Source organism: Chelatococcus sambhunathii, assembly GCF_001418005.1.
GTDB classification, from domain to species: domain Bacteria; phylum Pseudomonadota; class Alphaproteobacteria; order Rhizobiales; family Beijerinckiaceae; genus Chelatococcus_A; species Chelatococcus_A sambhunathii.
Genome location: NZ_LIOL01000002.1, coordinates 102,340 through 128,390, shown reverse-complemented (window position 1 = coordinate 128,390; position 26,051 = coordinate 102,340). Strand labels below are relative to the sequence as shown.

Genomic DNA, 26,051 nt, shown 5'->3' with positions numbered 1-26,051 from the left:
CATGCTGCGCATCACCGACCATATAAGCATCGACGAAAGCGAAATCGAGGAAAGCCATATCCGTGCCTCCGGCCCCGGCGGCCAGCATGTCAACAAGACGGCGAGCGCGGTGCAGCTGCGCTTCGACGCCCGCCGCTCCCCATCCCTGCCGAACGACGTCGCCATCCGCCTCATGAAGCTCGCGGGCAGCCGCCTGACGCAGGAAGGGGTCATCGTGATCACCGCCCAGTCGCACCGCAGCCAGCTGCGCAACCGCGAGGAGGCGCTCGACAGGCTCGTGGACCTGATCCGGCAGGCAACGGTGCGCCCCAAGCCGCGCCGGCCGACGAAACCGACGAAGGCCTCCAGGGAGCGGCGGCTCGAAGGCAAGCAGCGCCGCTCGGCCGTGAAGTCCGTCCGCCGGGCCAAGCCGACGGTGGAGTGACGGCCCGGCGATCGTGGAGCCGGACCTGCACGCCGTTTCCCTGCCGTCATGCCCGCGCTCGTCGCGGGCATCCAAGCCTTCAACCGAAAGCAACGTCAACGGCGTGGATGGTCGGGACAAGCCCGGCCAAGACGACCGAGGCGCCTCTGCCTGCCCCGCGAGACGGAACTGCGGCGCCGCGCTTCCCCACATCGTGATCCCCCCGCGCGGCACGCACGCCCGGCATGCACTGCTCGGTGCTTTTGCAATGCGCGCCGGGGCGCTTATGGTGTGCGCCGACAGCGGCACCGGTGCAGTGCCGCACGGCAATCATCGAGGAACGACAGGAAGAGGCATGACCGCACATTTCCAGAACTTCATCGCCGGTGAGTGGGTCGCCGGGCACGACGCCACCAGAAACATCAACCCGTCGAACACCAATGACGTCATCGGCGAATATTCCCGCGCCAGCGCGGCCGACACCGAGCGCGCCATCGCCGCGGCCAAGGCCGCCTTCCCGGCCTGGGCCCGCACGACCCCGCAGGAGCGGCATGACATCCTCAAGAGGGCCGGCGACGAGATCCTCGCCCGCAAGGACGAGCTTGGCCGCCTGCTCTCGCGCGAAGAGGGCAAGACGCTGCCGGAAGGCGTAGGCGAGGTGGTGCGCGCCGGCCAGATCTTCCTTTTCTTCGCGCAGGAAGCGCTGCGCCTCGCCGGCGACAAGATCGCCTCCGTGCGCCCTGGCGTCGATGTCGAGATCACGCGCGAGCCGGTCGGCGTCGTCGGCATCATCGCCCCGTGGAACTTCCCCATCGCCATCCCCGCGTGGAAGATCGCCCCGGCGCTCTGCTACGGCAACACGGTCGTGTTCAAGCCGGCTGACCTCGTGCCCGGCTCGGCCCATGCCCTGTCCGAGATCATCGTGCGCGCCGGCATTCCCGCCGGCGTCTTCAACCTCGTCATGGGCCGCGGCTCGGTCGTCGGCGAAACGCTGCTGAAATCGCGGGACGTCAACGCCATCACCTTCACGGGCTCCGTCTCGACTGGCCGCAAGGTGGCCGAGGCCTGCGTCGGCACGATGAAGAAGTTCCAGCTCGAGATGGGCGGCAAGAACCCACTCGTCGTGCTCGACGACGCCGACCTCAAGACGGCGGTGGAATGCACCGTCAACGGCGCCTTCTTCTCCACGGGCCAGCGTTGCACGGCCTCCTCGCGCGTCATCGTGACGGCCGGCATCCATGACCGCTTCGTCGATGCGGTGGCCGAGCGCATGAAGGGCCTCGTCGTCGGTGACGCCCTGAAGGCCGGCACCCATATCGGCCCGGTGGTCGACCAGAACCAGCTCGACCAGGACCTCTCCTACGTCAAGATCGGCCAGGACGAGGGCGCCCGCCTCGTCGCCGGCGGCGAGGTGCTGAACCGCGAGACACCCGGCTTCTACATGGCGCCCGCGCTCTTCACCGAATGCACGAACGCCATGCGCATCTCGCGCGAGGAGATCTTCGGCCCGGTCGCCAGCGTCATCCGCGCCAGGGACTATGACGAGGCGCTCGCCCTCGCCAACGACACCGAATTCGGCCTGTCGGCGGGCATCTGCACGTCGAGCCTCAAATACGCCAGCCACTTCAAGCGCAACGCCGAGGCCGGCATGGTCATGGTCAACCTGCCGACCGCCGGCGTCGACTACCACGTGCCCTTCGGCGGCAGCAAGGGCTCGTCCTACGGCGCCCGCGAGCAGGGCCGCTACGCGGTGGAGTTCTACACGACGGTCAAGACGGCCTACACGCTGCCGGTGTGACCGGCAGCTGCAGACGACACAAGAAGCAAGGCCGCCTCCGGGCGGCCTTTTTAGGTTGCATTTAATGATTATTGACGGAAACGCTGGAATACGCGAAACGCTGCGGGCGCGGACTTCCAGGATCCATGAGCATGGATATTGCAGGCAGAATCTTTTTATTTTTGGTTGGCTGCTCTGCTGTTTATGACGTTTTCAAAATTTATACGACGGATACTGGCAGACGCGATTGAAAATGTCTATCACATTGGCGCAATCGCCGACAATTCTCCAGAAAATCGGTGCCTCGCAATAGTCATGCTCGCGACGGCGATCGCACTCATGTCGGCATCATTCAACCTTGAACGGCCACTGAGGCCGATTTGGATTGTGACCGGAGCCCTTCTTCTTTCAGGCCCTGGCGCCTGCACCGCCTATCACACCCCTGAAGTCCTCGACATGAGCCACGATGCGCACGAATTCGGCTATCTGTTCTGGCTCTTCTGGTCCGGCGGAATCGTTTTGACTTTTGCCGGAGCGCTGGCTCTCGGACGCGGTTTCCAGCGCATCGCTCCCCCGCTATTCAGGCAGGATCAAAAGCTGCCCAGCGGCCATCCCTGATCCCTCTGGACCGGCGGAGTGTCAGCGCCCGGCCGTGCCCCTATTCCACCCGTACCGTCACGCTGTCTGTCGCGCCGCGGCCGTCCGTTACCGTCACCCGCGCGAAGCCGCGCCCGTCCGCCTCCCATGCGGCCTCGCGCCTCAGGCTGTGCGCGCCGAGCGGCGCGCCGTTCACGTACCACAGGAAGGGCGGGCTGCCGCCGCTCGCCTTGAGCGCGAGGAGCGCTCCGGCCCCGTCCTCCGAGAGACCGAGGTCGACGCGCGCCCCATCCGGCGGAAAGGCGATGCGCAGCGGCGCCTGGGCGACGGCCGCGATCGTCTTCGGCACGTCCTTGCGCAGGTGACGCAGCGGCGGTGGCAGGTTCGCCGTCGTCGCGTGGATGACGCCCGGCGGCTCGGCCACGGGCTCGCTCGCGCCGCCGCGCCGGGCGAAGGCCTCGAACAGCATCGGCGCCGCCACCTGTCGGGCGACGAGGCCGGGCACCGCCGCGCCGTCCGGCCGGCCGATCCACACCGCGATGGTGGTGCTGCGGTCGAAACCGACGGCCCAGGCGTCGCGATAGCCGTAGGAGGTGCCGGTCTTGTAGGCGATCATGCCCGGCAGCGCGTTCTGCGGCGCTGGCGCACCGCGCAGCACGTCGGCGACGTACCAGGCGGCGACCGGCTCGGTCAGGCGTGCGGCCTCGCCCGCGGGCGTCCCCTCCTCCCGCCACCAGAGTTCGGGCACGACACCGCCGCGCGCGAAGGCGGCATAGAGGCGCGCAAGATCGATGAGGCGCACGCCGACGCCGCCGAGACCGATGGCGAGGCCCGGCGCCGCCTCCTTCGGCAGGACGAGGTCCGCCCCGGCCGAGCGCAGCCGCGCGAGCAGCCGCACCGGCCCGATCTCCGACAGCAGTTCCACCGCCGGCACGTTGAGCGAGAGCTGCAGCGCTTGGCGTGCCGTCACCGTGCCCTGGAAGGTGAGGTCGAAGTTCTTCGGCGCATAGATGCCATAGCGGGACGGCCGGTCGTCCAGCACCGTCTCTGGATGGGCGAGCCCGTTCTCGAAGGCGAGCGCATAGATGAACGGCTTGAGCGCCGAGCCCGGCGAGCGCACGGCGAGCACGGTGTCCACCGCCCCGGCCCGCTCGGCCGAGAAATAGTCTGCCGCGCCGACATAGGCACGCACGGCGCCGCTCGCATTATCGATGGCGATGACGGCGGCCGAGGCGCGCGGATCGACCCGCTCGGCCGTTTCGCGCGCCAGCGCCTCGAGCCGCGCCTGCAGGCGCGCATCGAGCGTCAGGCGATGCTCGCGCCGGCCGGGCTCCGCGCGCACCACCGTCTCGGCGAGGTGCGGCGCCAGCATCGGCACCGGCTGGCGCTGCGTCGGCACCGGCGCCTCGCGGGCTGCCCGTGCCTCGGCCTCCGAGATGCCGCCGTGGGCGAGCGCCCGTGCCAGCACGCGGTCGCGCGCGGCGCGGGCGACCTCCGGAAAACGGTCCGGCCGGCGCGTTTCGGGAGATTGCGGCAGGGCGACGAGCAGCGCCGCCTCGGCGAGCGACAGGCGCTTCGGCTCCTTGCCGAAATAGGCGAGGCTCGCGGCGCGGATTCCCTCGAGATTACCGCCGTACGGCGCCATGGTGAGGTAGAAGCCGAGGATCGCATCCTTGTCGAAGCGCCGTTCGAGCTGCACGGCCCGCACCGCCTGACGCAGCTTGGCGACGAGGTCGCGCTCCTCGCGGGGCTCGAGCAGGCGCGCCACCTGCATGGTCAGCGTGGAGCCACCCGAGACGATGCGCCCGTTGAGCGCCACCTGGCCGGCGGCGCGCAGGACGGCGAGCGGATCGATGCCGGAATGCGCGCGAAAACGCCGGTCCTCATAGATTGTGAGCAGCGCGATGAAGCCCGGATCGACGTCGTCGACGCCGACCGGCAGGCGCCAGCGGCCCTGCGGCGTGGTGAAGGCACGCAGCAGCCGGCCGTCCCTGTCGGACACGACGGTCGACCGCTCCTCGACCTGTGCCAGATCGAGCGGCCCCAGCGAAGCGACGAACTGTGCAAGACCGATGCCGGCCGCAAAGAACAGCGCGGCGCAGCCCGCGACCACCCCACGCAACGCGCGGGAACGGAGCAGTCCGGCAAGTCGCTTGCTCAATCCGGCTGGCATCCCAGCGACCTTCTCGTTGCGCCCCGGCGGGCCTCATCTGTTCCCTCCCCCTTGCGGGGAGGGGAGAAACTGCCCCAGCGCCGCCCCTACTTCGCCTCCGTAACCTCGACCGTTCCGAAGCCCGTGCGGCCGAAGCGCTCGGGGCGGTACATGTCCTCGGCCGTCGCTGGCGGGTGAACGTAGCGGCCCGGCGCCACCGCGCGGATCATGTAGGCGACGGTGATGAAGGCCGACTGGCTGCTGTCACGGTCGAAGGCGGCGACAAAACGGTCGTCGCGATATTCGACATGCGCCGGCTCCACCGTGGTCTGCAGCCACGATAGCGCCGCTGCGGAGGAGGCGTCGACGAGGTTCGGATTGTCGATCTCGAACCCGGCCGGCAGGTGATCGACGACGAGCAGGCGGGCGAAGCGCGCCTGGTCCTCCATCACCTTGAGCACGGTGACGAGCCGCTCGTTCTGCCGCACGGTTGCGGGATCGACCGCCGTGCCGTCGAGACGATAGTAGCTGCGCTCCACGGTGTAGCCGCGGGCGAGCGCCCCCTCCCGCGCCGTCGGATTGCCGGCGGCCGTGACGACGACCCGGGCATCGAGCGTGCCCGTGTTGGCGATCGTCACCGCCCCCTCGTCGAGACGGGCGGCGCGGTAGTTGCGGTAGAACGGACCATCGGCCTCGCGGCCATCGACGGTGAGCCTGAGCCGCGCATTGTCCCGCGCAAGCGCGCCGGCGGCGAGCACCAGCCAGGCCTGCTCCTGCGTGCTCGTGTAGCGGCTCGTGCCGCGCGCCTCGTCGATGACGAGGGACGTCTGCTGGATTTCGGCGCCGCCGGTGCCCGCTTCGCCGAGGAGAGCGAGGACGGCGGCACCGTCACGCAGGCGCGAGCCGTAGTCCGGCCGAGAGGCCGGACCGTCCTTCTCGCCGCGCAGGGTCGACATGGCGGTGGCGAAAGCGGTCTCCGCGCGGCGCCGGTCGCCGAGCAGCGCGAGCGCCGCGGCGATCTGCGCCTGCGCCATGGCGCTGCCGAAACGCGGCAGCCTGACGTCGGCGAGATAGCGCAGGTCGCCCATCACCGGCCGTCCGTTACGGGCGAGCACATAGATGGCATAGGCGAGCGTCTGGCCTTGGCCCTGATCGAACTCCGTCGTGTTGGCGACGTAGTTGCGCAGCCGCTCGAGCGCGAGGTCGAAGGCCGTCTGCGGCACGGCGAAGCCCTTTTCGCGGGCCCGCGTCAGGAAGTCCGTCACATAGGCGTCGAGCCAGATGTCGTCGCCGCCGACGGACCACAGGCCGAAGCTGCCGTTGGAATCCTGGCGCGACATCACCCGTTCCACGGCGCCACGCACCCGCTCGTCGAGTTGCGTGTCGACCGGCAGGGCCTCGGTGCTGGCGAGCTCGTTGACATAGAGCAGCGGCAGAGCCCGGCTGACGATCTGCTCCGAGCAGCCGTAGGGATAGCGGTCCAGCGCCTGCAGCAGCCCCGGCACATCGAGCGCAGCGAGCGTGGTCACGGAAACGGACGCGACGCCCGAGCCCGGCATCAGGCCGGCGAGGATGTCGCTGCTGATCGAGACGCTGCCGCCGGCCGGCAGCGGCCGGACGGTGCGATGGGCGAGCGCCGGCGTGCCCGGGGCGATGCCGAGGGCGAAGTCCTGCGCCACGTCGATGCCCGGCCCCGTCAGCCGCGCGGTGAGCTTCGCGACGCCGAGCCCGCCGGCCGTGACCGGCAGCGACAGCGCCGTACGCGCGCCCTTCTCCAGCTTGAGCGTGCGCCGCGTCGCCTCGAGCGGCAGGATGACCGGGCCGGAAGCGTCGACCTCGATCACATAGTCGCCCGCCTCGCCTTCCAGATTGTCGATGGCGAGGTGGATGCGGGACGTATCGCCCACGTTGAGGAAGCGCGGCAGGGTGCCGGAGACGACGACGGGGTCGCGCACCACGACATCGGCCGTGGCTGAGCCGGCCCGCGTCTTCGACCACGCCACCGCCATCACACGCACGGTACCGTTGAAGGCCGGCATATCGAACGACACATGCGCGACACCGTCGGCCCCGGCGCGCACCACGCCGGAATAGAGCGCGACCGGCTCCTGCGTCGGCGGAGCGCCGTCGAGCTGGGGGGCGCCCGCGTCGCCGCCGGAGCGGATGGCGCCGCGCGTGCCCTGCATGCCGTCGATGAGATAGCCGTAGACGTCGCGGATCTCCGTGCCGAGACGCCGCTGGCCGAAGAAGTAGTCACCGGGACGCGGCGCCTCGTAGCGCGTGAGGTTGAGGATGCCGACGTCGACGGCGGCCACCGTCACATAGGCCTCCTCCCCCGCTGCGAGCCCGCCGAGCCGCACCGGCACCTCGAGCGTCTGCCGCGGCTGCATCACCTGTGGCACATCGAGCGAGACGTCGATGTCGCGCTGGTCGCGCGCCACGGAGAACCAGGCAAGGCCGAGCGCGCGACCCGGCATGCGCTTGGCCCCGACATCGAGCGGCCGGTGGGCCAGCACGACCACATAGGCCCCCGGCCCCCACTCGGCCTTCGCCTCGAGCGAGACCGTGGTGCCCGCCGGGTCGAGATCGACGAGCTTCTCCCAATGCACCTTGTCGCCGACGACGAGCACCGTCGCCTTGCCGGCCGCGCGGGGCTTGAGGCTAATCGCCATCGTCTCGCCGGCCGCGTAGGAGGCCTTGTCGAGGCGCATGTCGAGCACGTCCGGCGTATCGGCGCTCACTGAGCCACTGTAGCCGACGGAGAAGGACAGGCTCGTCGGCGCCGCCTCGCCCCGGCCCGCCTCAATCTCCAGGCGGTAACGTCCCCAGCCGACGGGCGCGGAGATGCGCGCGGGCGCATCGGTCCCCGGCTCGATCTCGCCGTCGGCGATGCGGCGCGTCGTCTTGATCGGCTCGTAGGACCAGCCGCCGCCCTGGTTGAACCATTGATAGTGCTGGTCGATGCGGTAGAGGCTCCAGCGCAGCGGCATGGCAAGCCGCTTGCCCTCGCCCGTGGCCGCGACCACGTCGAAGGTCGCGATGCCACCATCGGAGAGATCGGTGAACAGCTTGCGCACGCCGATGACATTGCCGACCTGGGCGACCGGCAACGTGAGCGAGCGCGCCACGCCGCGCCCGCCGGGCTCGGCCACGGTGACGGTGACGATGGCCTGCAGCGGCCGCGGCGCGGAGACCTCCGGCAGCGGCACGGCGAAGACCGCCTTGCCGGCCGCGTCCGTTTCCGCCCCCTCCTCGACCTCCTGCATCACGGTCTCGAAGGCCTCGTCGTCGAGACCGACGGCATAGCCCTCGAGCCCCGGCACCGCATTGTTCGGCACGGCCTCGATCGTCACGGTGCCGCTGACCTCGAGCTCCGCGCCCGGGGCGCCATAGAGATAGCGGGCCGTGACGTCGATGTTCGCCGCGTCGCCGGCGGCGACCGTCGGCGCCTGCGGCGCCAGCGTCAGTTCCAGCCGCTCCGGCACATAGTCCTCGACAAGGAAGGTGGTCTCGCCGATGGCGGCGCCCTTCGGGTCCGCATAAGCGGTGAGCCGCCAGGTGCCGCGCATGGCCCCGGGCAGGATCGCCAGCGACCAGGCGCGCCCGCCGAGGCCCTGGTCGTCGACGGCAACGCGCCGGTATTCGACGCCATCCGGTCGGCGCGCAACGAGGGTGAGCGGCAGGCCGGCGGCGGCATCGCCACGCGCATCGCGCAGCAGCGCCGTGACCTGGACCGTCTCGCCCGTGCGGTAGACGCCCCGCTCGGTGAAGACCTGCGCATCGAGCGGCCCCGGCGTCTGCCGGCCGGCGACGCCCCGGTCGGTGAGGTCGAAGGGAGTCTGCGCGAGGTCGAGGAAGGCGTAGTCGCCGGCCTCTGTCGTCGCCACCACGAGCCCCGGCGCGAGGCCACCCTTGCCGCGCGAGAGGCCGGGCGCGAAGACGGCGCGGCCGTTGCCGTCGCTCTTCACCTCGCCGAGCACCTCGTTGTTGCGGGCAACGAGCTTGACCGTGGCGCCGGCAAGCGGCCCGGCCGAGGCGAGCGACCGCGCGACGACGTGCACGCCGTCCTCACCGGAGAGCGCCGTGAGGCCGATGTCGGAGACGATGAACCACTGGGTCGCGGCCGGGCTGTAATCCTCGTCGGCAGGCGGCCCGCCTGAGGGACGCGCCGTCATCACATAGACGCCGGGTTCCAGTTTGCCGCCGGTCGCTTCCAGCACCGGGAAGGCGGTCGTTACGTCCTCGTTGGTCCGCCGCGCCACGTCGAGCGTGCCGGCCCAGACCTTCTGCCCCTGGTCGGAGGCGATGTTGTCGGCCGTGTAACGAGCGATCTGCGACATGAACTCGTCGGAGCGCAGGGTCGGCAGGAGGTTACGGTCGCCGATGCGGTAGAGCTCCACATCCACCTTGTCCGTGTTCACTGTGACGACGGGGATGCCCTCCTGCCCCGTGCGCGGCAGGATGTAGTTGCGGCCGGTGAAACGTGCCTGCGGAGAGCGGTCGCGCACGTAGATCTCGTAGTCGGCATTGCGCAGCAGCGTCTCCTCGACGGACGAGGGCAGGCCCTGGCGCAGCACGATGGCATAGCGCTCGCCGTGTTTCAGTCCGTCGACGCAGAGCTGGCGGTCCTCTCCCGTCATGGCGGGCGTCGCGCTGCCCGTCACGGCGACGAAAGGCGCGAAATCGACGCGGCCGCGCGCCAGCGGCTCCGAGAAGTTGAAGCACACGCGCGGCGAGGCTGAATCGGAATCGACCCGATAGTCGAGGATGCGGAAGCCGTACTTCTCGCGCAGGCCTTCATAGATCGACCGCACGTGCGAATCGTCGGCGAGCGCGAGGCTCATCCGGTAGGCGTCGAGCGACGGGCGCCAGTATTGCCGCGAGGCGAAGACGTCGCCGAGAAGCGCCAGCGCCGAGGCCTCGGCCGCGGCCCCGCGCGCGTTCTGATAGGCCGCATAAGCGGCACTTGTCGCTCGCTCAGCGAGCCTGTAGCGCTCGTTGTAATTGGCCGGCAAGATGGCCATGGCCGCCCGCGCATAGGCCGTCCAGCCGGCAGCGCTGGCCGGATCGGCGGCGACGGCCGCGGCGGCGGAGGAAAGCGCCTGCCGGGCATCGCCGCGGGCGAGTGCCTGGGCGCTGTCACGGCGCAACTGGTCGGCGGGGCGCGTCGCAGCCGCTCCCGCCTCCGTCTTCAGATCGGCCTGCAGCCTGACGGCGGCGCTGGCGAGATCGTCCCGGACCAGGGACTTCTGCGCCGAAACCGGGGGGGCAAGGGCGAGGAGGCAGAGGGTTGCAATGGCGACGGCAATCAGTTGCGCAGCACGAATCATGCTCCCCTCCCTCGGCGAGCCTTCGGGTGACGCCTAGGAAAAATAGCGCCGCCGCGATGACGGGCGTGAGACTAAGCGCCTCGAAGCACAGCCGCAATCCATGGCTGCGACGCATGCCGTGACGTCGCCGTGCCGTTTTGCCATAGTCACGCGACGCAACGAACGGGAGGCGGGGGCATGAACCGGGCGCGGACGCGGCGGGATCGTGGGCAGGGCGGCATCGGGGCCCTGATGGGCTTCCTTATCGGCGCAGCGGTCCTGCCTCTCGGCACCCCGGCTCTCGCGCAGCAGCCCGCGGCGGGCGAAGCGCTCGATGCCGCCCGTGCGGCCTTCGAGGCGCTGCCGGAGGCCGACCGCAAGGCCATCCAGGACGCGCTCGTCTGGACCGGCGACTACAACGGCACGCTCGACGGCGCCTTCGGCAAGCGCAGCTTCGATGCCATCCGCGCCTTCGAGACGCGCAGCCGCCTCACCGCGGACGGCATTCTCACGCCCGCCGAACGCGACGCGCTCCTGGCGGCCGCGCAACGCCAGCGCGATGCCGCCGGCTTTGCCGTCATCGACGATCGCCGCTCCGGCATCCGCATCGGCGTGCCGCAGAAGGTGCTCGCCGAGCGCAGCGACACGCCGGGCGGCTCCCTCTTCCGCGCCAGGCGCGGCGGCGGCGCCCTGACGACGGATCTCATCCCGGCCGCGGCCGGCACCGGCCTCAAGGATCTCTACGCCGATCTCAGCGCCGCGACGCCGGGGCGCCGCATCACCTACAAGGTGCTGCGCGACAACTGGTTCGTCGTCACCGGCGACGAAGGCGCCGAGCGTTTCTTCACACGTTTTGCCGCGACCGCTGCCGGTCTGCGCGGCTTCACCGTGGCCTATCCGGCGAGCGCCGCTGGGACCTTCGGCAGGCTCACCATCGCCATCACCAACAGCTTCGAGCCGGAACCCGAGGCTGCATCGGCAACAACGGCCACGGCCAGGACCGGCGGGGCGGCATCCCCCACCCCCACCGTCTCCGGCGGCAATGCCTTCACGGCCATCGTCCTCGACAGCGGGCGGGCGCTAACGAGCGCCGCCGCGGGCGCCTGCAAGGTGCCGACGGTCGGCGGCAAGCCGGTGAAGATCGCGGCGAGCGGCGGCGCCGCCTTCGTCGAAGGCGCCTTCGCGGCGGGAGGGGCGCCGGTTGCGTGGCGCCGGCCGGAGGGCACGGAGCAGGCGGTCTTCATCCTCGGCCATGCCGCCACGGGCGGCGAGCGCCGGCTCGTCGCGACGCCGGGCGTGCTCAAGGTGGCGGGCGACGGCGCGGCGCGCCTCGCTGCCCCGGTGCAGCCCGGCATGGCGGGCGCCCCCGTCATCGACAGGTCCGGTGCGCTCGTCGCCGTCGTAGGCCCCCTGCCGCAGACGATGACGCTGGTTGCTGGCATCGCGCTCGGCACGACCGTCCCCGCGACGATCGCGGCAAACCTTGCCGACAGCGCCAGCCTGCCCGAAGCCGACGGGACGGGCGAAGCGACAACCCTCGGCGCCGCGGCCGAGGTCTGGCGCGCCCGTATCGTGGCGGTGGACTGCCCGGGCGGGTAGCCGGGGGCAGGCCGGCCACCTCCCACGCCGTCATGCCCGCGCTCGCCGCGGGCATCCACGCCCTGCCGTCGCGCAAGGGGCTCGAAGGCCGCGGGCGGCGGAGAGCGTCGGGTACGCGGCCCGGAGGCACTCGGAAGCACCCTCAATCCCGGAGCGCCCCACGCAGGAAGGCGACCAGCTTCTCCCCGGCCGCTTCGACGCTGCCATCATTGACGATGGTGAGATCCGGCGCCCGGTCGGGCATCACGGCCTTGCCGCGGGCGAGGCGCGCGGTGATCGTCTCGGCGCTTTCCCGGCCGCGGGCCGCGAGCCGTCCGGCGATGACGGCGTCCGGCGCCGTCACCGATACGACGGCGATGCGGGCAAAGGCCGCGCGCGCCGCCGCGACTTGCGCCCGCGAGATGTTGCAGACCACGACCGCCGCGTCCGCAAGCGCCGCCTCGACGCTGCGCGGCAGCGCATAGCCGAGGCCGTGCGCGCGCCAGTGCAGAGAAAAGGCGCCGCCCGCAATGCCTGCGCCGAAGGCCTCCTCGCTCAGGACATCGTGGTCCTCGGCGGTGCTCGCAGCGCGCGTGACGAGCCGGCGCGGAAAGACGAAGCGATCCCCCTCGCCCGCGAGGCGCCGGCGGGCATGGTCGATGAGCGTGTCCTTGCCGGCGCCGCTCGGCCCGACGACGCAGACGAAGAGCCCGCGCCCGAGCGTGATGCGCACGCGATCGCCGGCTTCGGCTTCCATGGTCATGCCACGCGGCGCCCCTCGCGCCACACCTGCCGCACCACCGGCACGGCACCCGTCATGTGCACGCACACGAGATCGGCCCGAAGCCCGGCGGCGAGCGCGCCGCGGTCGGCGAGCCCCGTCGCGAGGGCCGGATTGCGCGTGACCGTCGCCACCGCCTCGGGCAGCGAGATGGCCGGCACCCGGCGCGGCAGATCGAAGGCGGCCATGAGGAGGCTCGCCGGCACGTAATCGGAGGAGATGATGTCGAGCACGCCCTCCCGCGCCACGGCCTCGGCGGCGACGCTGCCGGAATGGGAGCCGCCGCGCACGATGTTGGGGCCGCCCATCATCACCCGGATGCCGGCGGCATGGGAACCGCGGGCGGCCTCAATCGTCGTCGGGAATTCCGCGATGGCGACGCCATCGGTCTTCGCCTCCTCCACATGCTCGGGCGTCGCGTCGTCGTGGCTCGCCAGCACGACGCCTTGCGCGCGGGCGATCTCGACGAGGCGGCGCCGGTGGGTTTCGGCATTCGCCTCATGCATGGCGAGCCGGCGGGCGATGAGCTCGTTCATGGCGTCGTCGCCGACGCCGTTCTTGCCGCTGTAATAAGTCTTCCATACGGCGATGTCGCGAAACTGGCGCTGGCCCGGCGTGTGGTCCATCAGCGACATCATGTGCACCGGGTACTCGGCCACATAGCGCTCGGCCTGGTCGATGACGTCGGGGGACGAGATTTCGCAGCGCAGGTGCGTGCGGTGCTCGGCGCGCACATGCCCCTCGGCGACGGCCGTCTTGATGGCATCGGCAAGCGCCCAGACCTCCTCGCCGAGCGAGCCCTTGTCGAAGTCGGAGCCGATGCGCAGGGAATCGAACACCGTTGTGATGCCGGCGGCCGCGATCTGCGCGTCATAGGCCATGACGGCGGCGAGCGGGTGCCAGCGCACCTTGGGCCGGGGCGCGTAGTGGCTCTCGAGATGATCGGTATGCAGCTCGACGAGGCCCGGCAGCAGATAGTCGCCGGCAAGGTCGATGCCGCGCTCCGGCGCCCGGCCCTCGCCGAACTCGGCGATGCGGCCGTCCGAGACCGCGAGCCAGCCGCCCGGGACGATCCTGTCGGGCAGGATGAGCGTGGCGTTCTCGATGACGAAACTGTCGGGCGTTGCGGTCATGGCGGCGGCTCTCAATCAGGCGGCTCGGGAAGAAGCGAAGCGGGTGACGTCCTCGATGCGGTCGGCCACCGCCTCGCGCACGTCCTCGTCGTGGAAGATGCCGAGAATGGCGGTGCCGGCCCGCTTCTTCTCGTGGATGAGGTCGACGACGACGGCGCGGTTCTTCGCGTCGAGCGAAGCCGTCGGTTCGTCGAGGAGCAGCACCGGCCGGTCGGCGGCAAGGCCGCGGGCGATGTTGACGCGCTGCTGCTCGCCGCCCGAGAAGGTCGAGGGCGGCAATTGCCACAGGCGCTCCGGGACGTTGAGGAGGCTGAGCAGGCGCCTCGCCCGCTCCATCGCCTCCTGCTGCCCGATACCTCTCTCACGCGCCGCATTGGCCACGATGTCGAGGGTCGCGACGCGCGGGATGACGCGCAGGAACTGGCTGACATAGCCCATGACGTCGCGCCGCAGCGCCAGGATGCGGCGCGGCTCGGCGCTGGCGACGTTGACCACCTCCGCCCCGTCGCGGACGAGGATGCGGCCACGGTCGGCGCGGTAGTTGCCGTAGATCATCTTGAGGATCGACGACTTGCCGGCGCCCGAGGGCCCGCCGAGGACGACGCATTCGCCGGCCGCGACCGCGAGGCTGACATCGGAGACGACGGCAAGCTCCAGCCCGCCGCGCAGGTGGAGCGTGAAGCTCTTCGACACGTCGTCGAGGGCGATGAGAGGCTGTTCGGTCGTCATGCTGCCAGCACCGAGGAAACGAGTAGCTGCGTATAGGCCTCGCGCGGGTCGTCGAGCACCTGGTCGGTCAGTCCGGTCTCGATCACCCTGCCCCGGCGCATCACCATGATGCGGTGCGAGAGCAGACGAGCCACAGCAAGATCGTGTGTCACGATGATGACGGCGAGGCCGAGTTCCGCCACGAGGCCGCGGATGAGATCGAGCAGGCGCGCCTGCACCGACACGTCGAGGCCCGAGGTCGGCTCGTCCATGAAGACGAGGCGCGGATGGGTGACGAGGTTGCGGGCGATCTGCAGGCGCTGGCGCATGCCGCCGGAAAAGCTCTTCGGCGTGTCGTCGATGCGGCCGGCCTCGATCTCGACGCGCGCGAGCCAGTCGCTCGCGGCGGCGCGGATGTTGCCGTAGTGCCGGGCGCCGACGGCCATCAGCCGTTCGCCGACATTGCCGCCGGCCGAGACGCCCATGCGCAGGCCCTCGCGCGCATCCTGGCGCACGAAGCCCCAGTCCGTGCGCAGCAGCAGGCGCCGCTCGGCCTCGGTGAGCTCGGACAGGTCGCGCACCGCCCCGTCACGCATGCGGTAGTGGACCGCGCCGGCGCTCGGGGCGAGCTCGGTCGCGAGCAGGCCGAGCAGCGTCGACTTGCCCGAGCCCGATTCGCCGACGACGGCGAGCACCTCGCCCTCGTGAAGGTCGAAGGTCACGTCCCGGCAACCAAGACGCTCGCCGTAAAATTTCGTCAGGCCGCGGGCGGACAAAAGCGGAAGATCGGTCATCGGGTCTCTCCTGCCGCGTCGCCATCCGCTGCCATCGCCCCTCGATGTCCGGCCGCCCTGCGCTCCTCGCAGAAATCGGTGTCGGAGCAGACGAACATGCGCCCGCCGCGGTCGTCGAGCACCACCTCGTCGAGATAGCCCCCCTCGGCGCCGCAGAGCGCACAGGGCTGCTTGAAGGTCTGGATGCGGAAGGGATGGTCCTCGAAATCGAGGCTCCTCACCCGCGTGTGGGGCGGCACGGCATAGATCCGCTTCTCGCGCCCGGCGCCGAAGAGCTGCAGCGCCGCGCACATGTCCATCTTCGGGTTGTCGAACTTCGGCGTCGGCGAGGGATCCATCACATAGCGGCCGGCGACCTCGACCGGATAGGCGTAGGTGGTGGCGATATGGCCGTGGCGGGCGATGTCCTCGTAGAGCTTCACGTGCATCAGCCCGTAGTCGGCGAGCGCGTGCAGCTTGCGCGTCTCGGTCTCGCGCGGCTCGAGGAAGCGCAGGGGCTCCGGGATCGGCACCTGGTAGACGAGGATCTGGCCGTCCCGCAGCGGTTCCTCCGGGATGCGGTGGCGCGTCTGGATAAGCGTTGCTTCCCGCGTCTTCGTCGTGGTCGCGACACCCGCCGTCTTCGCGAAGAAGCGGCGGATGGAGACGGCATTCGTCGTATCGTCCGAGCCCTGGTCGATGACCTTGAGCACGTCATCGGGGCCGAGCACCGCGGCCGTCACCTGCACGCCGCCAGTACCCCAGCCGTAGGGCATCGGCATCTCGCGGCTGGCAAACGGCACCTGATAGCCGGGAATGGCGATCGCCTTCAGGATCGCCCGCCGGATCATGCGCTTCGTCTGCTCGTCGAGATAGGCGAAGTTGTAGGCCTCCGTTTCCTTCCCCACCTCTGTGCGGGGAAAAGGAAGATCATCCCGCATCGCCGCCCTCATTCCGCTGCCTCCTTCATCTCGCTCGCCTCGCCACGACGGGCGGCATATTCGGCGCGCATGCGGCGCACGAGGTCGAGCTCGGCCTGGAAGTCGACGTAGTGCGGTAGCTTCAGATGCTCGACGAAGCCGGTGGCCTGCACGTTGTCGCAATGGGCGAGCACGAATTCCTCGTCCTGTGCCGGGGCCGTCACCTCCTCGCCGAAGTCGCGGGCGCGCAGCGCCCGGTCGACCAGCGACATCGCCATGGCCTTGCGCTCGCTCTGGCCGAAGACGAGACCGTAGCCGCGCGTGAACTGCGGCGGTACCTCGGCCGAGCCCTTGAACTGGTTGATCATCTGGCACTCGGTGACGTCGATCGTGCCGAGCGGCACGGCAAAACCGAGTTCCTCCGGCACGAACTCCACCGCGACCTCGCCGTAGCGCACCTCGCCGACGAAGGGATGCGTACGGCCGTAACCGCGCTGGGTGGAATAGCCGAGTGCGAGCAGGAAACCCTCGTCGCCACGGGCGAGCGCCTGCAGGCGCAGGTCCCGCTCGGCCGGGAAATCGAGCGGCTCGCGCGTCAGGTCGCCGACCGGCATGTCGCCGTCGGGCGCGACCTCGCGCTCGATCAGGTCCTCGCCGTCGAGGAGGTCCGTGACACGCGCCATCGGCTCGCCCTCGCCCGCCGCGGCCTCCGCCGGCTCGGGCGGCGTGGCGCCGGCGGCGAGCAGGAAGTCGATGAGCCGGTGGGTGTAGTCGAAGGTCGGCCCCAGCACCTGCCCGCCCGGCAGGTCCTTGTAAGTGGCGGAGATGCGGCGCTCGACGGCCATGGCCGCGGTGTCGACCGGCTCGCTGTAGCCGAAGCGCGGCAGCGTCGTGCGGTAGGCACGCACGAGGAAGATGGCCTCGACGAGATCGCCCCGCGCCTGCTTGATGGCGAGCGCGGCGAGATCCCGGTCGTAGAGCGAGCCTTCCGCCATCACCCGATCCGCGGCGAGCTTCAGCTGCCCGCCGATCTGCTCCGGGGAGATCTCCGGAATGGCGGGGTCGCCGCGCCGCGCATGGGCGAGCAGCCGGTGGGCGTTGTCGATGGCGGCTTCGCCGCCCTTGACCGCAACATACATGTCAGCCCTCCGGCAGGATCTGCGTGGTGCGGGGCAGCGCCGCGACAGAGCCCGGCGCGACGAAGACGCAGTCGACACCGCGCGGGAAGAGCGCCCGGTTCGCCGCGCGCTGGACGAGGAAGTCGCCCGGCAGCGGCGCGATGGCGATGTCGGCCCGGCCCAGAATGCCCGGCCCCTCGCAGGCGAGCCCCTGCCCCGCCGCGAGTCTCCGCACCGCCATGACGACGGTGGTGGAGCGGTCGGGATATTCGTCGGTGCCCACGGCGAAGGCGCCGAGCGGCGGCATCGCATCGGGCTCGGCGACGAGGGCGAAGGCCGCCTCGTCGGGCGCCTCGACGATACGGGCACCGGTGTGGAAGCGCAGATAGGCGGCAACCGCCGGCACGGCGGCGAGCGCCGCATCGAGCCACAGCGGCGCCTCGTGGTCGGCGAGCGCCAGAGCCACCGCGGCGAGCTCCGGCGTCAGCGGCGCCGGCGGCGCAAGGTCCGTGGCGAGCGGCTGGACGGTCGCCGGCCGCGCGGTGGCATCCATGACGGCGCGGAAGACGCGCTGCGCATCGAAGACGGGCTCGGTGAAGCCGGGTGCGAGGGCGATGCTCATCAATCCTCTCCGCGGATCATGGTGAAGAAGTTGACGCGCGTCGCCGCCGTGCGGCGCGCGGCCGTCTCGCGCTCGGCCGTGAGCCGTTCGTGCACCGGTGCGAGCGCCGCCTCCACAGCCTGCCGCCGGCCCGGCAATTGCCAGAGCGCGTCGATGACGGCGGCGGCGCGCGCCCGCGCCGCGTCGCGGCCGAGGTGATAGGCGAAGCCATTGACGGTGCGTCCGCCCTCCGCGATGCGCACCGCCGCGCGCGTCACCGTCGCCTCGCCGAGGTTGAACGGCGCCCCGTCACCGCCGGCACGCCCGCGCGTCATGACGAGGCCCGTCTCCGGCCGGCGCAGGTCGCTCGCCTCCGGCAGCGGCGCGAGCGCGGCGAGCACGCTGTCCAGCTCCTCGCGCCGTGCCGCGGCCGAAACGGCCATCACGGCTTGCCGCGCCGCGATTTCCCGATCATCGTCAGCTGGATGGATTTCACCTGGACCGACTGCGGTCATGATCACCCGCCCTCGCTGCCCTGTTGCAGCGCTTCAATAATCATTTGTCTAGTGGTATAGACAACTACATGAAAAAGTCCAGTGACACTTCCATGACGGGCGAGGCCATAGCGGATTTCGGCGACGAACCGATGACCGGGACGAGCGACGGCGCGCTCGCCCGCGCCGCCGGCGTCACCGCCTGGCGGCAGATCGCCGATGCCATCGAGGCGGATGTGATGAACGGGCGCCTGACGCCCGGCAGCCAGCTGCCGACGGAGGCGCGTCTCGCCGAGCGATTCGCCGTCAACCGCCATACCGTGCGCCGGGCGATCGCCGCGCTCGCCGCCAAGGGCCTGCTGCGCGCCACGCAGGGACGCGGTACCTTCGTGGAGGCGAAGCCCCTCGCCTATCCCATCGGCCGGCGCACGCGCTTCACCGAGATCGTCTCGCGCGAAGGCCATGAGGCGGGCGGCGAGCTGATGTCGGCGACCGAGACGGTGGCCGACGAGGAGACGGCCCGGCGCCTGCGCCTCATGCCGGGCGCGCCGGTGCTGCGGACGGAGGTGCGCCGCTTCATCGACGGCACGCCTGTCTCTTACGGCACGTCTTTTTTCCCCTTGCCGCGCTTTGCCGGCGTCACCGCCGTGCTGCGCGAGACGGGATCGATCACCCGGGCGCTCGCCGCCTGTGGCGTGACGGACTACATGCGCGCCGAGACGCGCATCACCGCCCGCCTCGCCACCGGCGACGATGCGGCGCGGCTCGACCTCTCGCCGGGGCGCATCCTCTTCGTCGTCGATGCGCTCAACGTCGACGGCACGGGCACGCCCGTGCAGGCGGCCCACGTCGTCTTCGCCGCCGACCGCGTCGAGCTAGTGGTCGAAAACGGCTAGAGCAGGACGAATGCAAGCCGGCCGCAAGGTTCTTGGCTTGATCCCTCCCCTCAAGGGGAGGGTGGATCGCGCCGAAGGCGCGAGACGGGTGGAGTCAAGACCGGGATCGACGCCCTTGTTGTCAACCCCTACCCCCTCCGTCGCCGCTTCGCGGCGCCACCTCCCCCATACGGGGGAGGATCAGCGCGCACCAAAGTGCATCCGCCCGCGAAGTGGATGCCGGCTGGGGGAATAGGCGGATGCGAACATAAACGGTTCAGGCCGCGATCTTCGCATTGCCGATGATGGCGAAGCGCAGCCGGCCTGAGACGAAGTCGATCACTGCCACCGTGAGAAGGATCATCAGAACGAGGAAGGAGACGTGCTGCCATTCGAGCATGCGGATCTGCTCGTAGAGATGCAGGCCGACGCCGCCGGCGCCGACCACGCCGATGATGGTGGCGGAGCGGGTGTTCGATTCGAAATAATAGAGCACCTGGCTGACGATGACCGGGAAGACCTGCGGCAGGAGGCCGAAGCGTACCTGATGCAGCTTGCCGCCGCCGGTTGAGGCGACGCCTTCCACGGCCTTCTTGTTCATCGCCTCGATGGCCTCGGAGAAGAGCTTGCCGAACTCGCCGAAATTGCTCGTCGCCACGGCGAGGATGCCGGCGAAGGGCCCGAGCCCGACAACATTGATCCAGATGAGCGCCCAGATCAGCACGTCGACGCCGCGCACCACATCGAGCCCGCGACGCAGCGAAAAATGCAGGAATACGTTCGGGATGACGTTCTTGGCCGCGAGGAAGCCAAAGGGAAAGGCAAGGATCGCCGCCGTCAGCGTGCCGAGGAAGGCGATCGCCAGCGTCTGCGCCAGCGCCATGAGATAGGTGAGGAAAGTCGCGTAGCTGCCCGGCGACGGCGGCAGCATGAAGCCGGCGAACTCGACGAGCTTGTCAAGGCCGCCGGCGATGCGGGCGAAGGAGAAGCCGAGCGCCCAGAAGCCCGAGACGAACAGGCCCGCGAGCACGGCGACGATCGCGACGCTCAGCAGCCGGCGCGGCCAGTTCACGCGGAAGATGGAAGGATGGCGCGCCGCGAGCCCCCTCAGGCCGGCGAGCGCCTCGGCCTCGAAACGCTGTGTCCGTGTCGCGCTCATGAGCGGCGCTCCATGCCGATCAGCGCATGGCGCAGCCGCTCGGTCGCAAGGTCGATGACCATGACGGTGGCGATGATGATGAGGAGGATGGCGCTGACGTCGGAATAGTAGAACTTGCGGATGGATTCGATGAGGTCCTGGCCGATGCCGCCGGCGCCGACGAAGCCCATCACGGCCGCGCCGCGCACGTTGATCTCGAAGCGCAGGAGGCCATAGCTGGCGAAGTTGGACAGCACCTGCGGCAGCACGGCGAAGCGCACCGTCTCCAGCCAGGTCGCGCCGGTGGCCGAGACGCCCTCGACCGGCTTCATGTCGATGTTCTCGACGACTTCGGAAAAGAGCTTGCCGAGCGCCCCGGTCGTGTGGATCGCGATGGCGAGCACGCCCGGCACCGGGCCTAGGCCGAAGGCCGCGACGAAGATGAGCGCGAAGACGATCTCCGGCACCGTGCGGCAGAATTCGAGCACACGCCGCACCAGCCAGCGCACCCGCGCCGAGCGCGAGAGATTGGCCGCGGCAAGGAAGCAGAGGCTGATGGCGCAGAGCCCCCCGAGCATGGTGCCGAGATAGGCTATGAGCAGCGTCTCGCCCATGAGCCGCAGCCAGTAGCCGAGCCCCCAATACCACTCGGCGAGATCCTCGCCGAGATGGGCGAGCCGGAGCGTCGGCACGATGTCGCCGATGTAGCTCGGGAAGCGCCAGAGATTGGCGAAGAACTTCGCAAGGTCCACCTCGCCCGCCCAGGCGGACAGGCCGACGAGCGCGGCAAGGACGAGGCCGCCGAGAAGAACCTGCCGGCGCTTGGCGGCGACGGCCGCGCCGTAGGCATCTTCGAGCGCGCGCAGGCGCGGCTCAGGCAGACGGGCGATGACGTGCGACATGAGATGGTTGCTTTGTCAGCCGGTGGGCCGGAGGCAGCACGCCGTCATGCCCGTCCCTGTTGCGGGCCTCCACGCCTGACCGCAAGCGCCGTCGAAGGCCATGGATGGCCGGGACAAGCCCGGCCATGACGATGGAATGCGCGATGGGCGGCAGGGATGGCCTGCCGAACGGATGCGCTCAGGACGCCTTCTTGCGCTTCAGGCGGTCGACGAACTCGATGAGTTCGATGGTCGCCTTGTAGTCCTCCGTGGTGATCGGCGCGAAGCCCTTGTCCTTGCCGTCGGAGAGCTTGTCGAAGGCGGCCTTGTTCTTCTGCGGCGCCTCCTGGAAAGCCTTGGCGATGGCCTGCTTGAGGTCCGCCGGCAGGTCGGTGAGATAGGCGTAGGGCGAGCCCTGGATGAGGTCCGACTTGTAGATGATCCGGAAGTTCTCCTTCTTGGCCATGCCCTTGTTGGCCATGCGCGTCAGGTTGGAATCGTTCTCGGAGTTCCACCAGTTGAAGGCGACGTCGACCGTGCCCTGCTCAAGCGCGGTAACGGCATTCTCGTGGCTGCCGGCATAGACCACCTTGCCGAAGAACTGCTCGGGATCGATGCCCTGCTTGTCGAGGGCAAAGCGCGGCACGTTGTTGCCCGAGGTCGAGTTGGGATCGACGAGGCCGAGGTTCTTGCCCTTGAGGTCGTCGATCGACTGGTAGGGGCCGTCCGCCTTCACATAGGCGACGGAATAATAGCCGACCGTGCCGTCGGAGTTGATCGTCGTCACGAAGGGCTCGACGCCGCCGTTCGTCACCTTGACGGCGCGGGAGAGCGAGGCCGGGCCATAATAGGCGATGTGGATGTTGCCAGCCTTCTGGCCCTCGATGACCGCGGCATAGTCGTTGGCGATGCGCAGCTTCACCGGCACGCCGAGTTCCTTCGACAGATAGGCGACGAAGTCGTCGTAGCGCTCGTTCACGCCCGAGGCGTTCTCGGCCGGCACGACGGCGAAGATGAGCTCGGGATACTTCGCCTTCCAGTCCCCAGCGAAGGCCGGAATCTGGGCCATGCCGGCGAAGGCGAAGGACGCGGCGGCGGCACCGATGAGGGCGCGGCGGTTCAACATCGTGGTCTCTCCTCAAGAGTAAGGTCCGGCGCGGATCGCTGCGCCGGCGTCCATCGCGGCGCTCAGGCCGGGATCGCGACAGGGGAACGGGCGCCCCATCCGGCGGCGGCCGGGGACGTTGCGCCCTCGCCGATGACGTCAGCGGCCTCGAGCCCGTAGAGCTCGCGCGCCACGTCGTCGGTCAGGCTTTCCGGCAGGCCGTCGAAGACGACGCGGCCCGCGGCCATGCCGACCAGACGGTCGCAGTAGCCGCGCGCCAGTTCGAGCGAATGCAGATTGCAGATGACGGTGATGCCGTAGGTGCGGTTGATGCGCTGCAGCGCGTCCATGACGATGCGCGTGTTGCGCGGATCGAGCGAGGCGATCGGCTCGTCGGCCAGGATGATCTCGGGCGACTGCGCGAGCGCGCGGGCAATGGCCACCCGCTGCTGCTGGCCGCCGGACAGAGAATCCGCGCGCTGCGCCGCGAGCCCGGCGATGTCGAACTGCTCGAGCGCCGCGAGCGCGATCGCCTTGTCCTCCACCCCCCACAGGCGCACGAGGGATTTCGCCGAGGGCGCGGCATTGAGCCGGCCCATGAGCACGTTGGTGAGCACGTCGAGCCGGCCGACGAGGTTGAACTGCTGGAAGATCATGGCGCAGCGCGCCCGCCAGTCGCGCAGCTCACGGCCCCTGAGGCCCGTCACGTCCACATCGCCGCAGCGGATGCGCCCGTCACTCGGGTCGACCAGCCGGTTGATCATGCGCAGCAGCGTCGACTTGCCGGCGCCGGAGCGGCCGATGACGCCCACGAAGGAGCCGGGAACCACGGTCAGCTCGACTTTGTCGACAGCCACTTTCGCACCGAAACGTCGGCTGACGCCTTCGAGAACCAGCATGCAGCAACCTCCATGATTGCTGCGTTAGCTAGATCGAGCAGACGACACTATCATGACAATCAATAAATTGATCAATTTGCCATATAACAACTTTTCAATACTGTTGATACCGTCACAACAGCGTCACATCGGCACACGAAACCTGCGCGCCACCTCCCGGGAGACGAATGATGGGCAAGCGCCTCGGCGAAACGCCGACGATCCACCCGACCGCCAGCGTGCTGCGCTCGACGCTCGGCCGCTACACGGAAGTCGGCGCGCGCACGAGCCTCGTCGAGACGACGATGGGCGACTACAGCTACATTGCGAACGACGGCGACGTCATCTACACCACGATCGGCAAGTTCTGCTCCATCGCCGCCCAGGTGCGGCTCAACCCGGGCAACCACCCCATGTGGCGGGCGAGTCAGTCCCACTTCACCTACCGCGCCTCGGCCTATTTCGAGGGAGAGGAGGACGAGAGCGGGTTCTTCGACTGGCGCCGGGCCCAGCCCGTCACCCTCGGCCATGACGTGTGGATCGGCCACGGCGTCACGGTGATGCCGGGGGTGACGATCGGCACCGGCGCCGTCGTCGGCTCCGGCGCCGTCGTCACGAAGGACGTCGCGCCCTACGCCATCGTCGCGGGCGTGCCGGCAAGGCCCATCAGGCCCCGTTTCCCCGCCGCCGTCGCCGAGCGGCTCATGGCGCTCGCCTGGTGGGACTGGAGCCATGAGCGCCTGCACGCCGCCCTGCCCGACTTCCGCGCGCTGCCGGTCGAGGCCTTCCTCGAGAAGTACGGCGGCTGATCCGGCCTCAGCGGGCGACGTCGGAGGCTTCCGCGGCACGGACGATGGTGTCCGCGTCCGCCGGCAGCATCAGCCGCTCGTCAACGAGCTTGCGCGCCGCGGCGGAGACCGCCGCCACATAGGCGGCATGATCGGGATAGCGCTCCTCCAGCGACAGGCGCCCGTCGCCGGCCTCCTGCCGCGCCGCCCTGGTGCGGGCAAGCGGGATTTCGGAGCCGGTCAGGCCGCAGATGGCGCCCTCGGCGAAGCCCGCCTTGCGCAGGTTCCAGCCGAGATAGGTCGCCGTGGGCGCCTCGATCACCGGCAGGCGGATGCCCGCGACCGCATGCCCGTCGGCATCGACGCGCGGCAGGAAGACGGGATAGGCCGGTCCTGCGACGGGCGGCATGCGCGTATGGTCGACGAGCGACTTTTCGTTGTGCTCGCCCGCGAATTTCAGGCCGGGAATGTTGTCGTAGCCGGCCTCCTGCGCCGCGACGAGCGTGCCTTCTTCCAGGCCCGGATAGCGGCTCGGCGGCGGCTCCCGGCCCTCGGTTACCCAGGCGTCGAGCGCGACGAGCAGCGCGCGCATGGGCGCGCCCGCATGCAGCGGGTTCGAGGGCAGCTGGCAGGCCGCCACCGGCGCGGACTTGGCGCCGAAGGGCGTGAAGTGCGGCAGCCCGGCGAAGTAATAGGCGCGCACGTTCTCCGGCAGCGCCAGGGGCTTGCCGGCCGTGTCGGTGACGACGAGCGACAGGCGCGCCTGCACCGCCTCCGTGTCGGTGTCGGTCTGGATCACCTTGGGGCAGGAGCCGGCGGCCTCGCAGCGCTTCAGGATGCCGTCCGTGGTGCCGCCGATCGGATCGAGGCTCGTCGCATAGGAAAACGGGAAGGCGTCGCCCGGATAAAGATGGTCCTCGTGATCGCGCGAATAGCGGCCCGGCTGGGCGAAGCGCGCATTGGTGAAGGTTCTGCGCGCGCCGGCGATATGCGGCATCAGGCCGTCGAACACGGGCCGCCCGCTCTCGTCGTCGTTGAACCCCTGGTAGAGGAGATCGCGCAGGAAGCGGCCGCTCTGGGAGATGCCGATGGCATAGGCGGCCTTCAAGGCCGGCGCGCCGTCCGTGGCGAGAGGATTGGCGCTCCCGTCCGGCGCCGCGCCCTCGTAGCGCAGGAAGGAGACGAGGTCGCGCACGGCGGCAAAGCCGAGGCCCATGACCTTCGGGTTCTTCGCCGTGTAGATGAACTCGTAGATGGCGCCCGCATCGAAGCCTGGCGCCTTCGTAATCTCGATGCGGGTCGGGCTCAGATAGGTGAAGGAGAGGCCGGCCGGCGTCTCGCGCGCATCGCCCTCCCGGGCTCGCACGGTCAGCCGCGCCTTTGCGGGATCAGGATCGGCCGCCGGGTAGGAGAGATCGACGGCAACCGCCGGTCCCTCTGTGCCCTTGGTGTCGTCGAAGACGAATTCCTCGCGGCTCTCCCCCGTCACGCCGGGCACGGTCGGCACGTCGAGGCCCAGAAGCCCGCCGGCGGTCGCGAGGTCGCCCTGCCATCCGCTCCAGACGAGCGTGTAGCCCTGGTCCATGAGGAAGCCGTTGCCGGCATCGGCGGCCGAGGCCGGGTCATTCACCATCGGGGCATCGTTCAGCAGGCTGAGCCCGAGCTTGCGGCCGCGGTTGGTGACTTCGTAGAGGAGCTTGCCGTTGCCGCGCGCGGGATCGGCCGGCTTCAGGATGTGCACGTCTGTCGAGAAGACCACTTCGCCGGCGGCGTTCCGGGGCGCGAGCGCCAGGTCCACGATGCCGGCGTTGCGCGCATCCTCCGGCTTCACCGCCATGGTGACGCGCGCCACGATCTTTTCGTAGAGGCCCGCCGCGAAGCTGCGGCCGGCGAAGGCCGGCGCCTCGGTGCGCGTGACCTCGAAGCCGACGACGCGCGCCTCGGCGCCGGCGGCGAGTGCGACGAAGGATAACCCGGCGAGCAGCAGTCCTTTCACGGCCATTCCTCCCTGCTTCGCCCGAACGGCCGCGGCGGCGCGGGAC

The 26,051-nt window shown here is 69.9% G+C and carries 21 protein-coding genes; 6 read left to right on the top strand and 15 right to left on the bottom strand.

What is annotated here, in order from left to right:
• Position 1 precedes the first annotated feature (1 nt).
• The 3 genes from arfB to ASC46_RS04175 all read left to right on the top strand — a co-directional run bounded on the left by arfB (position 2) and on the right by ASC46_RS04175 (position 2,798).
• Entirely contained in the window at positions 2-424 is a 423-nt protein-coding gene (arfB, locus tag ASC46_RS04185; RefSeq protein WP_055458058.1) for an alternative ribosome rescue aminoacyl-tRNA hydrolase ArfB, read from the top strand.
• 334 nt (positions 425-758) lie between these two features.
• The gene (locus ASC46_RS04180) at positions 759-2,201 is read left to right on the top strand and encodes an aldehyde dehydrogenase family protein (RefSeq protein WP_055458057.1); all 1,443 of its coding nucleotides are present in this window, start codon (positions 759-761) and stop codon (positions 2,199-2,201) included.
• Between the two features lie 138 nt (positions 2,202-2,339).
• Positions 2,340-2,798, top strand: coding sequence for a hypothetical protein (locus tag ASC46_RS04175; protein ID WP_141659650.1), 459 nt, complete (start codon positions 2,340-2,342; stop codon positions 2,796-2,798).
• Positions 2,799-2,838: 40 nt separating this feature from the next.
• On the opposite strand, the gene pbpC is transcribed toward ASC46_RS04175, so the two are convergent.
• Positions 2,839-4,950: a penicillin-binding protein 1C gene (gene pbpC / locus ASC46_RS04170; RefSeq protein WP_055458055.1), complete on the bottom strand. Its 2,112-nt coding sequence runs from the start codon at positions 4,948-4,950 to the stop codon at positions 2,839-2,841.
• An 86-nt stretch (positions 4,951-5,036) separates the two neighbouring features.
• A complete protein-coding gene (locus tag ASC46_RS04165) occupies positions 5,037-10,259 on the bottom strand; it encodes an alpha-2-macroglobulin family protein (protein WP_055458054.1) in 5,223 nt (1,740 codons plus the stop codon).
• 177 nt (positions 10,260-10,436) lie between these two features.
• Between ASC46_RS04165 and ASC46_RS04160 the strand changes: the two genes are divergently transcribed.
• Positions 10,437-11,837 carry a peptidoglycan-binding domain-containing protein gene (locus ASC46_RS04160; RefSeq protein WP_055458053.1) on the top strand — a complete coding sequence of 467 codons (1,401 nt, stop codon included), beginning with the start codon at positions 10,437-10,439 and terminating at the stop codon, positions 11,835-11,837.
• A 142-nt stretch (positions 11,838-11,979) separates the two neighbouring features.
• Here ASC46_RS04160 and phnN read toward each other — a convergent pair whose 3' ends face one another.
• The 8 genes from phnN to phnG are packed head-to-tail and all read right to left on the bottom strand — an operon-like array spanning position 11,980 to position 18,365.
• Positions 11,980-12,579 (bottom strand): phosphonate metabolism protein/1,5-bisphosphokinase (PRPP-forming) PhnN, encoded by a 600-nt coding sequence (gene phnN, locus ASC46_RS04155; RefSeq protein ID WP_055458052.1) that lies wholly within the window; start codon positions 12,577-12,579, stop codon positions 11,980-11,982.
• A complete protein-coding gene (locus ASC46_RS04150) occupies positions 12,576-13,730 on the bottom strand; it encodes an alpha-D-ribose 1-methylphosphonate 5-triphosphate diphosphatase (RefSeq protein ID WP_055458051.1) in 1,155 nt (384 codons plus the stop codon). Before ASC46_RS04150 ends, phnN begins: the two co-directional genes overlap by 4 nt.
• Positions 13,731-13,745: 15 nt before the next feature.
• Complete coding sequence (gene phnL, locus ASC46_RS04145; protein ID WP_055458050.1) at positions 13,746-14,459, bottom strand: phosphonate C-P lyase system protein PhnL; 714 nt, start codon at positions 14,457-14,459, stop codon at positions 13,746-13,748.
• Entirely contained in the window at positions 14,456-15,232 is a 777-nt protein-coding gene (gene phnK / locus ASC46_RS04140) for a phosphonate C-P lyase system protein PhnK (protein WP_055458049.1), read from the bottom strand. Before phnK ends, phnL begins: the two co-directional genes overlap by 4 nt.
• Entirely contained in the window at positions 15,229-16,152 is a 924-nt protein-coding gene (locus tag ASC46_RS04135; protein WP_055458459.1) for an alpha-D-ribose 1-methylphosphonate 5-phosphate C-P-lyase PhnJ, read from the bottom strand. The genes phnK and ASC46_RS04135 overlap by 4 nt, the downstream gene beginning before the upstream one ends.
• 8 nt (positions 16,153-16,160) lie before the next feature.
• Positions 16,161-17,270 carry a carbon-phosphorus lyase complex subunit gene (locus ASC46_RS04130; RefSeq protein ID WP_055458048.1) on the bottom strand — a complete coding sequence of 370 codons (1,110 nt, stop codon included), beginning with the start codon at positions 17,268-17,270 and terminating at the stop codon, positions 16,161-16,163.
• Position 17,271: 1 nt separating this feature from the next.
• A complete protein-coding gene (gene phnH / locus ASC46_RS04125; protein ID WP_055458047.1) occupies positions 17,272-17,871 on the bottom strand; it encodes a phosphonate C-P lyase system protein PhnH in 600 nt (199 codons plus the stop codon).
• Positions 17,871-18,365 carry a phosphonate C-P lyase system protein PhnG gene (gene phnG / locus ASC46_RS04120; protein WP_072249436.1) on the bottom strand — a complete coding sequence of 165 codons (495 nt, stop codon included), beginning with the start codon at positions 18,363-18,365 and terminating at the stop codon, positions 17,871-17,873. The genes phnH and phnG overlap by 1 nt, the downstream gene beginning before the upstream one ends.
• Before the next feature lie 68 nt (positions 18,366-18,433).
• On the opposite strand from phnG, the gene phnF reads away from it, so the two are divergent.
• On the top strand, positions 18,434-19,240 hold the full coding sequence (gene phnF / locus ASC46_RS04115) for a phosphonate metabolism transcriptional regulator PhnF (protein ID WP_342585595.1): 807 nt from the start codon (positions 18,434-18,436) through the stop codon (positions 19,238-19,240).
• A 256-nt stretch (positions 19,241-19,496) separates the two neighbouring features.
• Here phnF and phnE (ASC46_RS04110) read toward each other — a convergent pair whose 3' ends face one another.
• From phnE (ASC46_RS04110) to phnC, 4 genes are all read right to left on the bottom strand, one after another.
• Complete coding sequence (gene phnE, locus ASC46_RS04110; protein ID WP_055458045.1) at positions 19,497-20,378, bottom strand: phosphonate ABC transporter, permease protein PhnE; 882 nt, start codon at positions 20,376-20,378, stop codon at positions 19,497-19,499.
• Positions 20,375-21,259: a phosphonate ABC transporter, permease protein PhnE gene (gene phnE / locus ASC46_RS04105; RefSeq protein ID WP_055458044.1), complete on the bottom strand. Its 885-nt coding sequence runs from the start codon at positions 21,257-21,259 to the stop codon at positions 20,375-20,377. Before phnE (ASC46_RS04105) ends, phnE (ASC46_RS04110) begins: the two co-directional genes overlap by 4 nt.
• Before the next feature lie 178 nt (positions 21,260-21,437).
• On the bottom strand, positions 21,438-22,364 hold the full coding sequence (gene phnD / locus ASC46_RS04100; RefSeq protein WP_055458043.1) for a phosphonate ABC transporter substrate-binding protein: 927 nt from the start codon (positions 22,362-22,364) through the stop codon (positions 21,438-21,440).
• Between the two features lie 62 nt (positions 22,365-22,426).
• Positions 22,427-23,242, bottom strand: a complete 816-nt coding sequence (gene phnC / locus ASC46_RS04095; protein ID WP_055458042.1) for a phosphonate ABC transporter ATP-binding protein — start codon at positions 23,240-23,242, stop codon at positions 22,427-22,429.
• 167 nt (positions 23,243-23,409) lie between these two features.
• Here phnC and ASC46_RS04090 point away from each other — a divergent pair, with 167 nt between their 5' ends.
• Positions 23,410-24,030, top strand: coding sequence for a DapH/DapD/GlmU-related protein (locus ASC46_RS04090; protein ID WP_210165965.1), 621 nt, complete (start codon positions 23,410-23,412; stop codon positions 24,028-24,030).
• A gap of 7 nt (positions 24,031-24,037) precedes the next feature.
• Here the strand turns inward: ASC46_RS04090 and ASC46_RS04085 are convergent, their stop codons facing one another.
• Positions 24,038-26,011, bottom strand: a complete 1,974-nt coding sequence (locus tag ASC46_RS04085; protein WP_245280464.1) for an alpha/beta hydrolase domain-containing protein — start codon at positions 26,009-26,011, stop codon at positions 24,038-24,040.
• Positions 26,012-26,051: the final 40 nt, after the last annotated feature.

What these genes read in the sequence shown, in the direction of transcription:
- ASC46_RS04160 (WP_055458053.1), top strand. Translation starts at nt 10,437, where the DNA reads ATGAACCGGGCGCGGACGCGGCGGGATCGTGGGCAGGGCGGCATCGGG.
- ASC46_RS04135 (WP_055458459.1), bottom strand. Translation starts at nt 16,152, where the DNA reads ATGCGGGATGATCTTCCTTTTCCCCGCACAGAGGTGGGGAAGGAAACG.
- ASC46_RS04085 (WP_245280464.1), bottom strand. Translation starts at nt 26,011, where the DNA reads ATGGCCGTGAAAGGACTGCTGCTCGCCGGGTTATCCTTCGTCGCACTC.
- phnE (WP_055458044.1), bottom strand. Translation starts at nt 21,259, where the DNA reads ATGTCGCACGTCATCGCCCGTCTGCCTGAGCCGCGCCTGCGCGCGCTC.
- ASC46_RS04180 (WP_055458057.1), top strand. Translation starts at nt 759, where the DNA reads ATGACCGCACATTTCCAGAACTTCATCGCCGGTGAGTGGGTCGCCGGG.
- phnN (WP_055458052.1), bottom strand. Translation starts at nt 12,579, where the DNA reads ATGACCATGGAAGCCGAAGCCGGCGATCGCGTGCGCATCACGCTCGGG.
- ASC46_RS04090 (WP_210165965.1), top strand. Translation starts at nt 23,410, where the DNA reads ATGATGGGCAAGCGCCTCGGCGAAACGCCGACGATCCACCCGACCGCC.
- ASC46_RS04165 (WP_055458054.1), bottom strand. Translation starts at nt 10,259, where the DNA reads ATGATTCGTGCTGCGCAACTGATTGCCGTCGCCATTGCAACCCTCTGC.
- ASC46_RS04130 (WP_055458048.1), bottom strand. Translation starts at nt 17,270, where the DNA reads ATGTATGTTGCGGTCAAGGGCGGCGAAGCCGCCATCGACAACGCCCAC.
- phnE (WP_055458045.1), bottom strand. Translation starts at nt 20,378, where the DNA reads ATGAGCGCGACACGGACACAGCGTTTCGAGGCCGAGGCGCTCGCCGGC.
- phnC (WP_055458042.1), bottom strand. Translation starts at nt 23,242, where the DNA reads ATGCTGGTTCTCGAAGGCGTCAGCCGACGTTTCGGTGCGAAAGTGGCT.
- phnK (WP_055458049.1), bottom strand. Translation starts at nt 15,232, where the DNA reads ATGACCGATCTTCCGCTTTTGTCCGCCCGCGGCCTGACGAAATTTTAC.
- ASC46_RS04150 (WP_055458051.1), bottom strand. Translation starts at nt 13,730, where the DNA reads ATGACCGCAACGCCCGACAGTTTCGTCATCGAGAACGCCACGCTCATC.
- phnH (WP_055458047.1), bottom strand. Translation starts at nt 17,871, where the DNA reads ATGAGCATCGCCCTCGCACCCGGCTTCACCGAGCCCGTCTTCGATGCG.
- pbpC (WP_055458055.1), bottom strand. Translation starts at nt 4,950, where the DNA reads ATGCCAGCCGGATTGAGCAAGCGACTTGCCGGACTGCTCCGTTCCCGC.
- phnG (WP_072249436.1), bottom strand. Translation starts at nt 18,365, where the DNA reads ATGACCGCAGTCGGTCCAGGTGAAATCCATCCAGCTGACGATGATCGG.
- arfB (WP_055458058.1), top strand. Translation starts at nt 2, where the DNA reads ATGCTGCGCATCACCGACCATATAAGCATCGACGAAAGCGAAATCGAG.
- phnF (WP_342585595.1), top strand. Translation starts at nt 18,434, where the DNA reads ATGAAAAAGTCCAGTGACACTTCCATGACGGGCGAGGCCATAGCGGAT.
- phnD (WP_055458043.1), bottom strand. Translation starts at nt 22,364, where the DNA reads ATGTTGAACCGCCGCGCCCTCATCGGTGCCGCCGCCGCGTCCTTCGCC.
- phnL (WP_055458050.1), bottom strand. Translation starts at nt 14,459, where the DNA reads ATGACGACCGAACAGCCTCTCATCGCCCTCGACGACGTGTCGAAGAGC.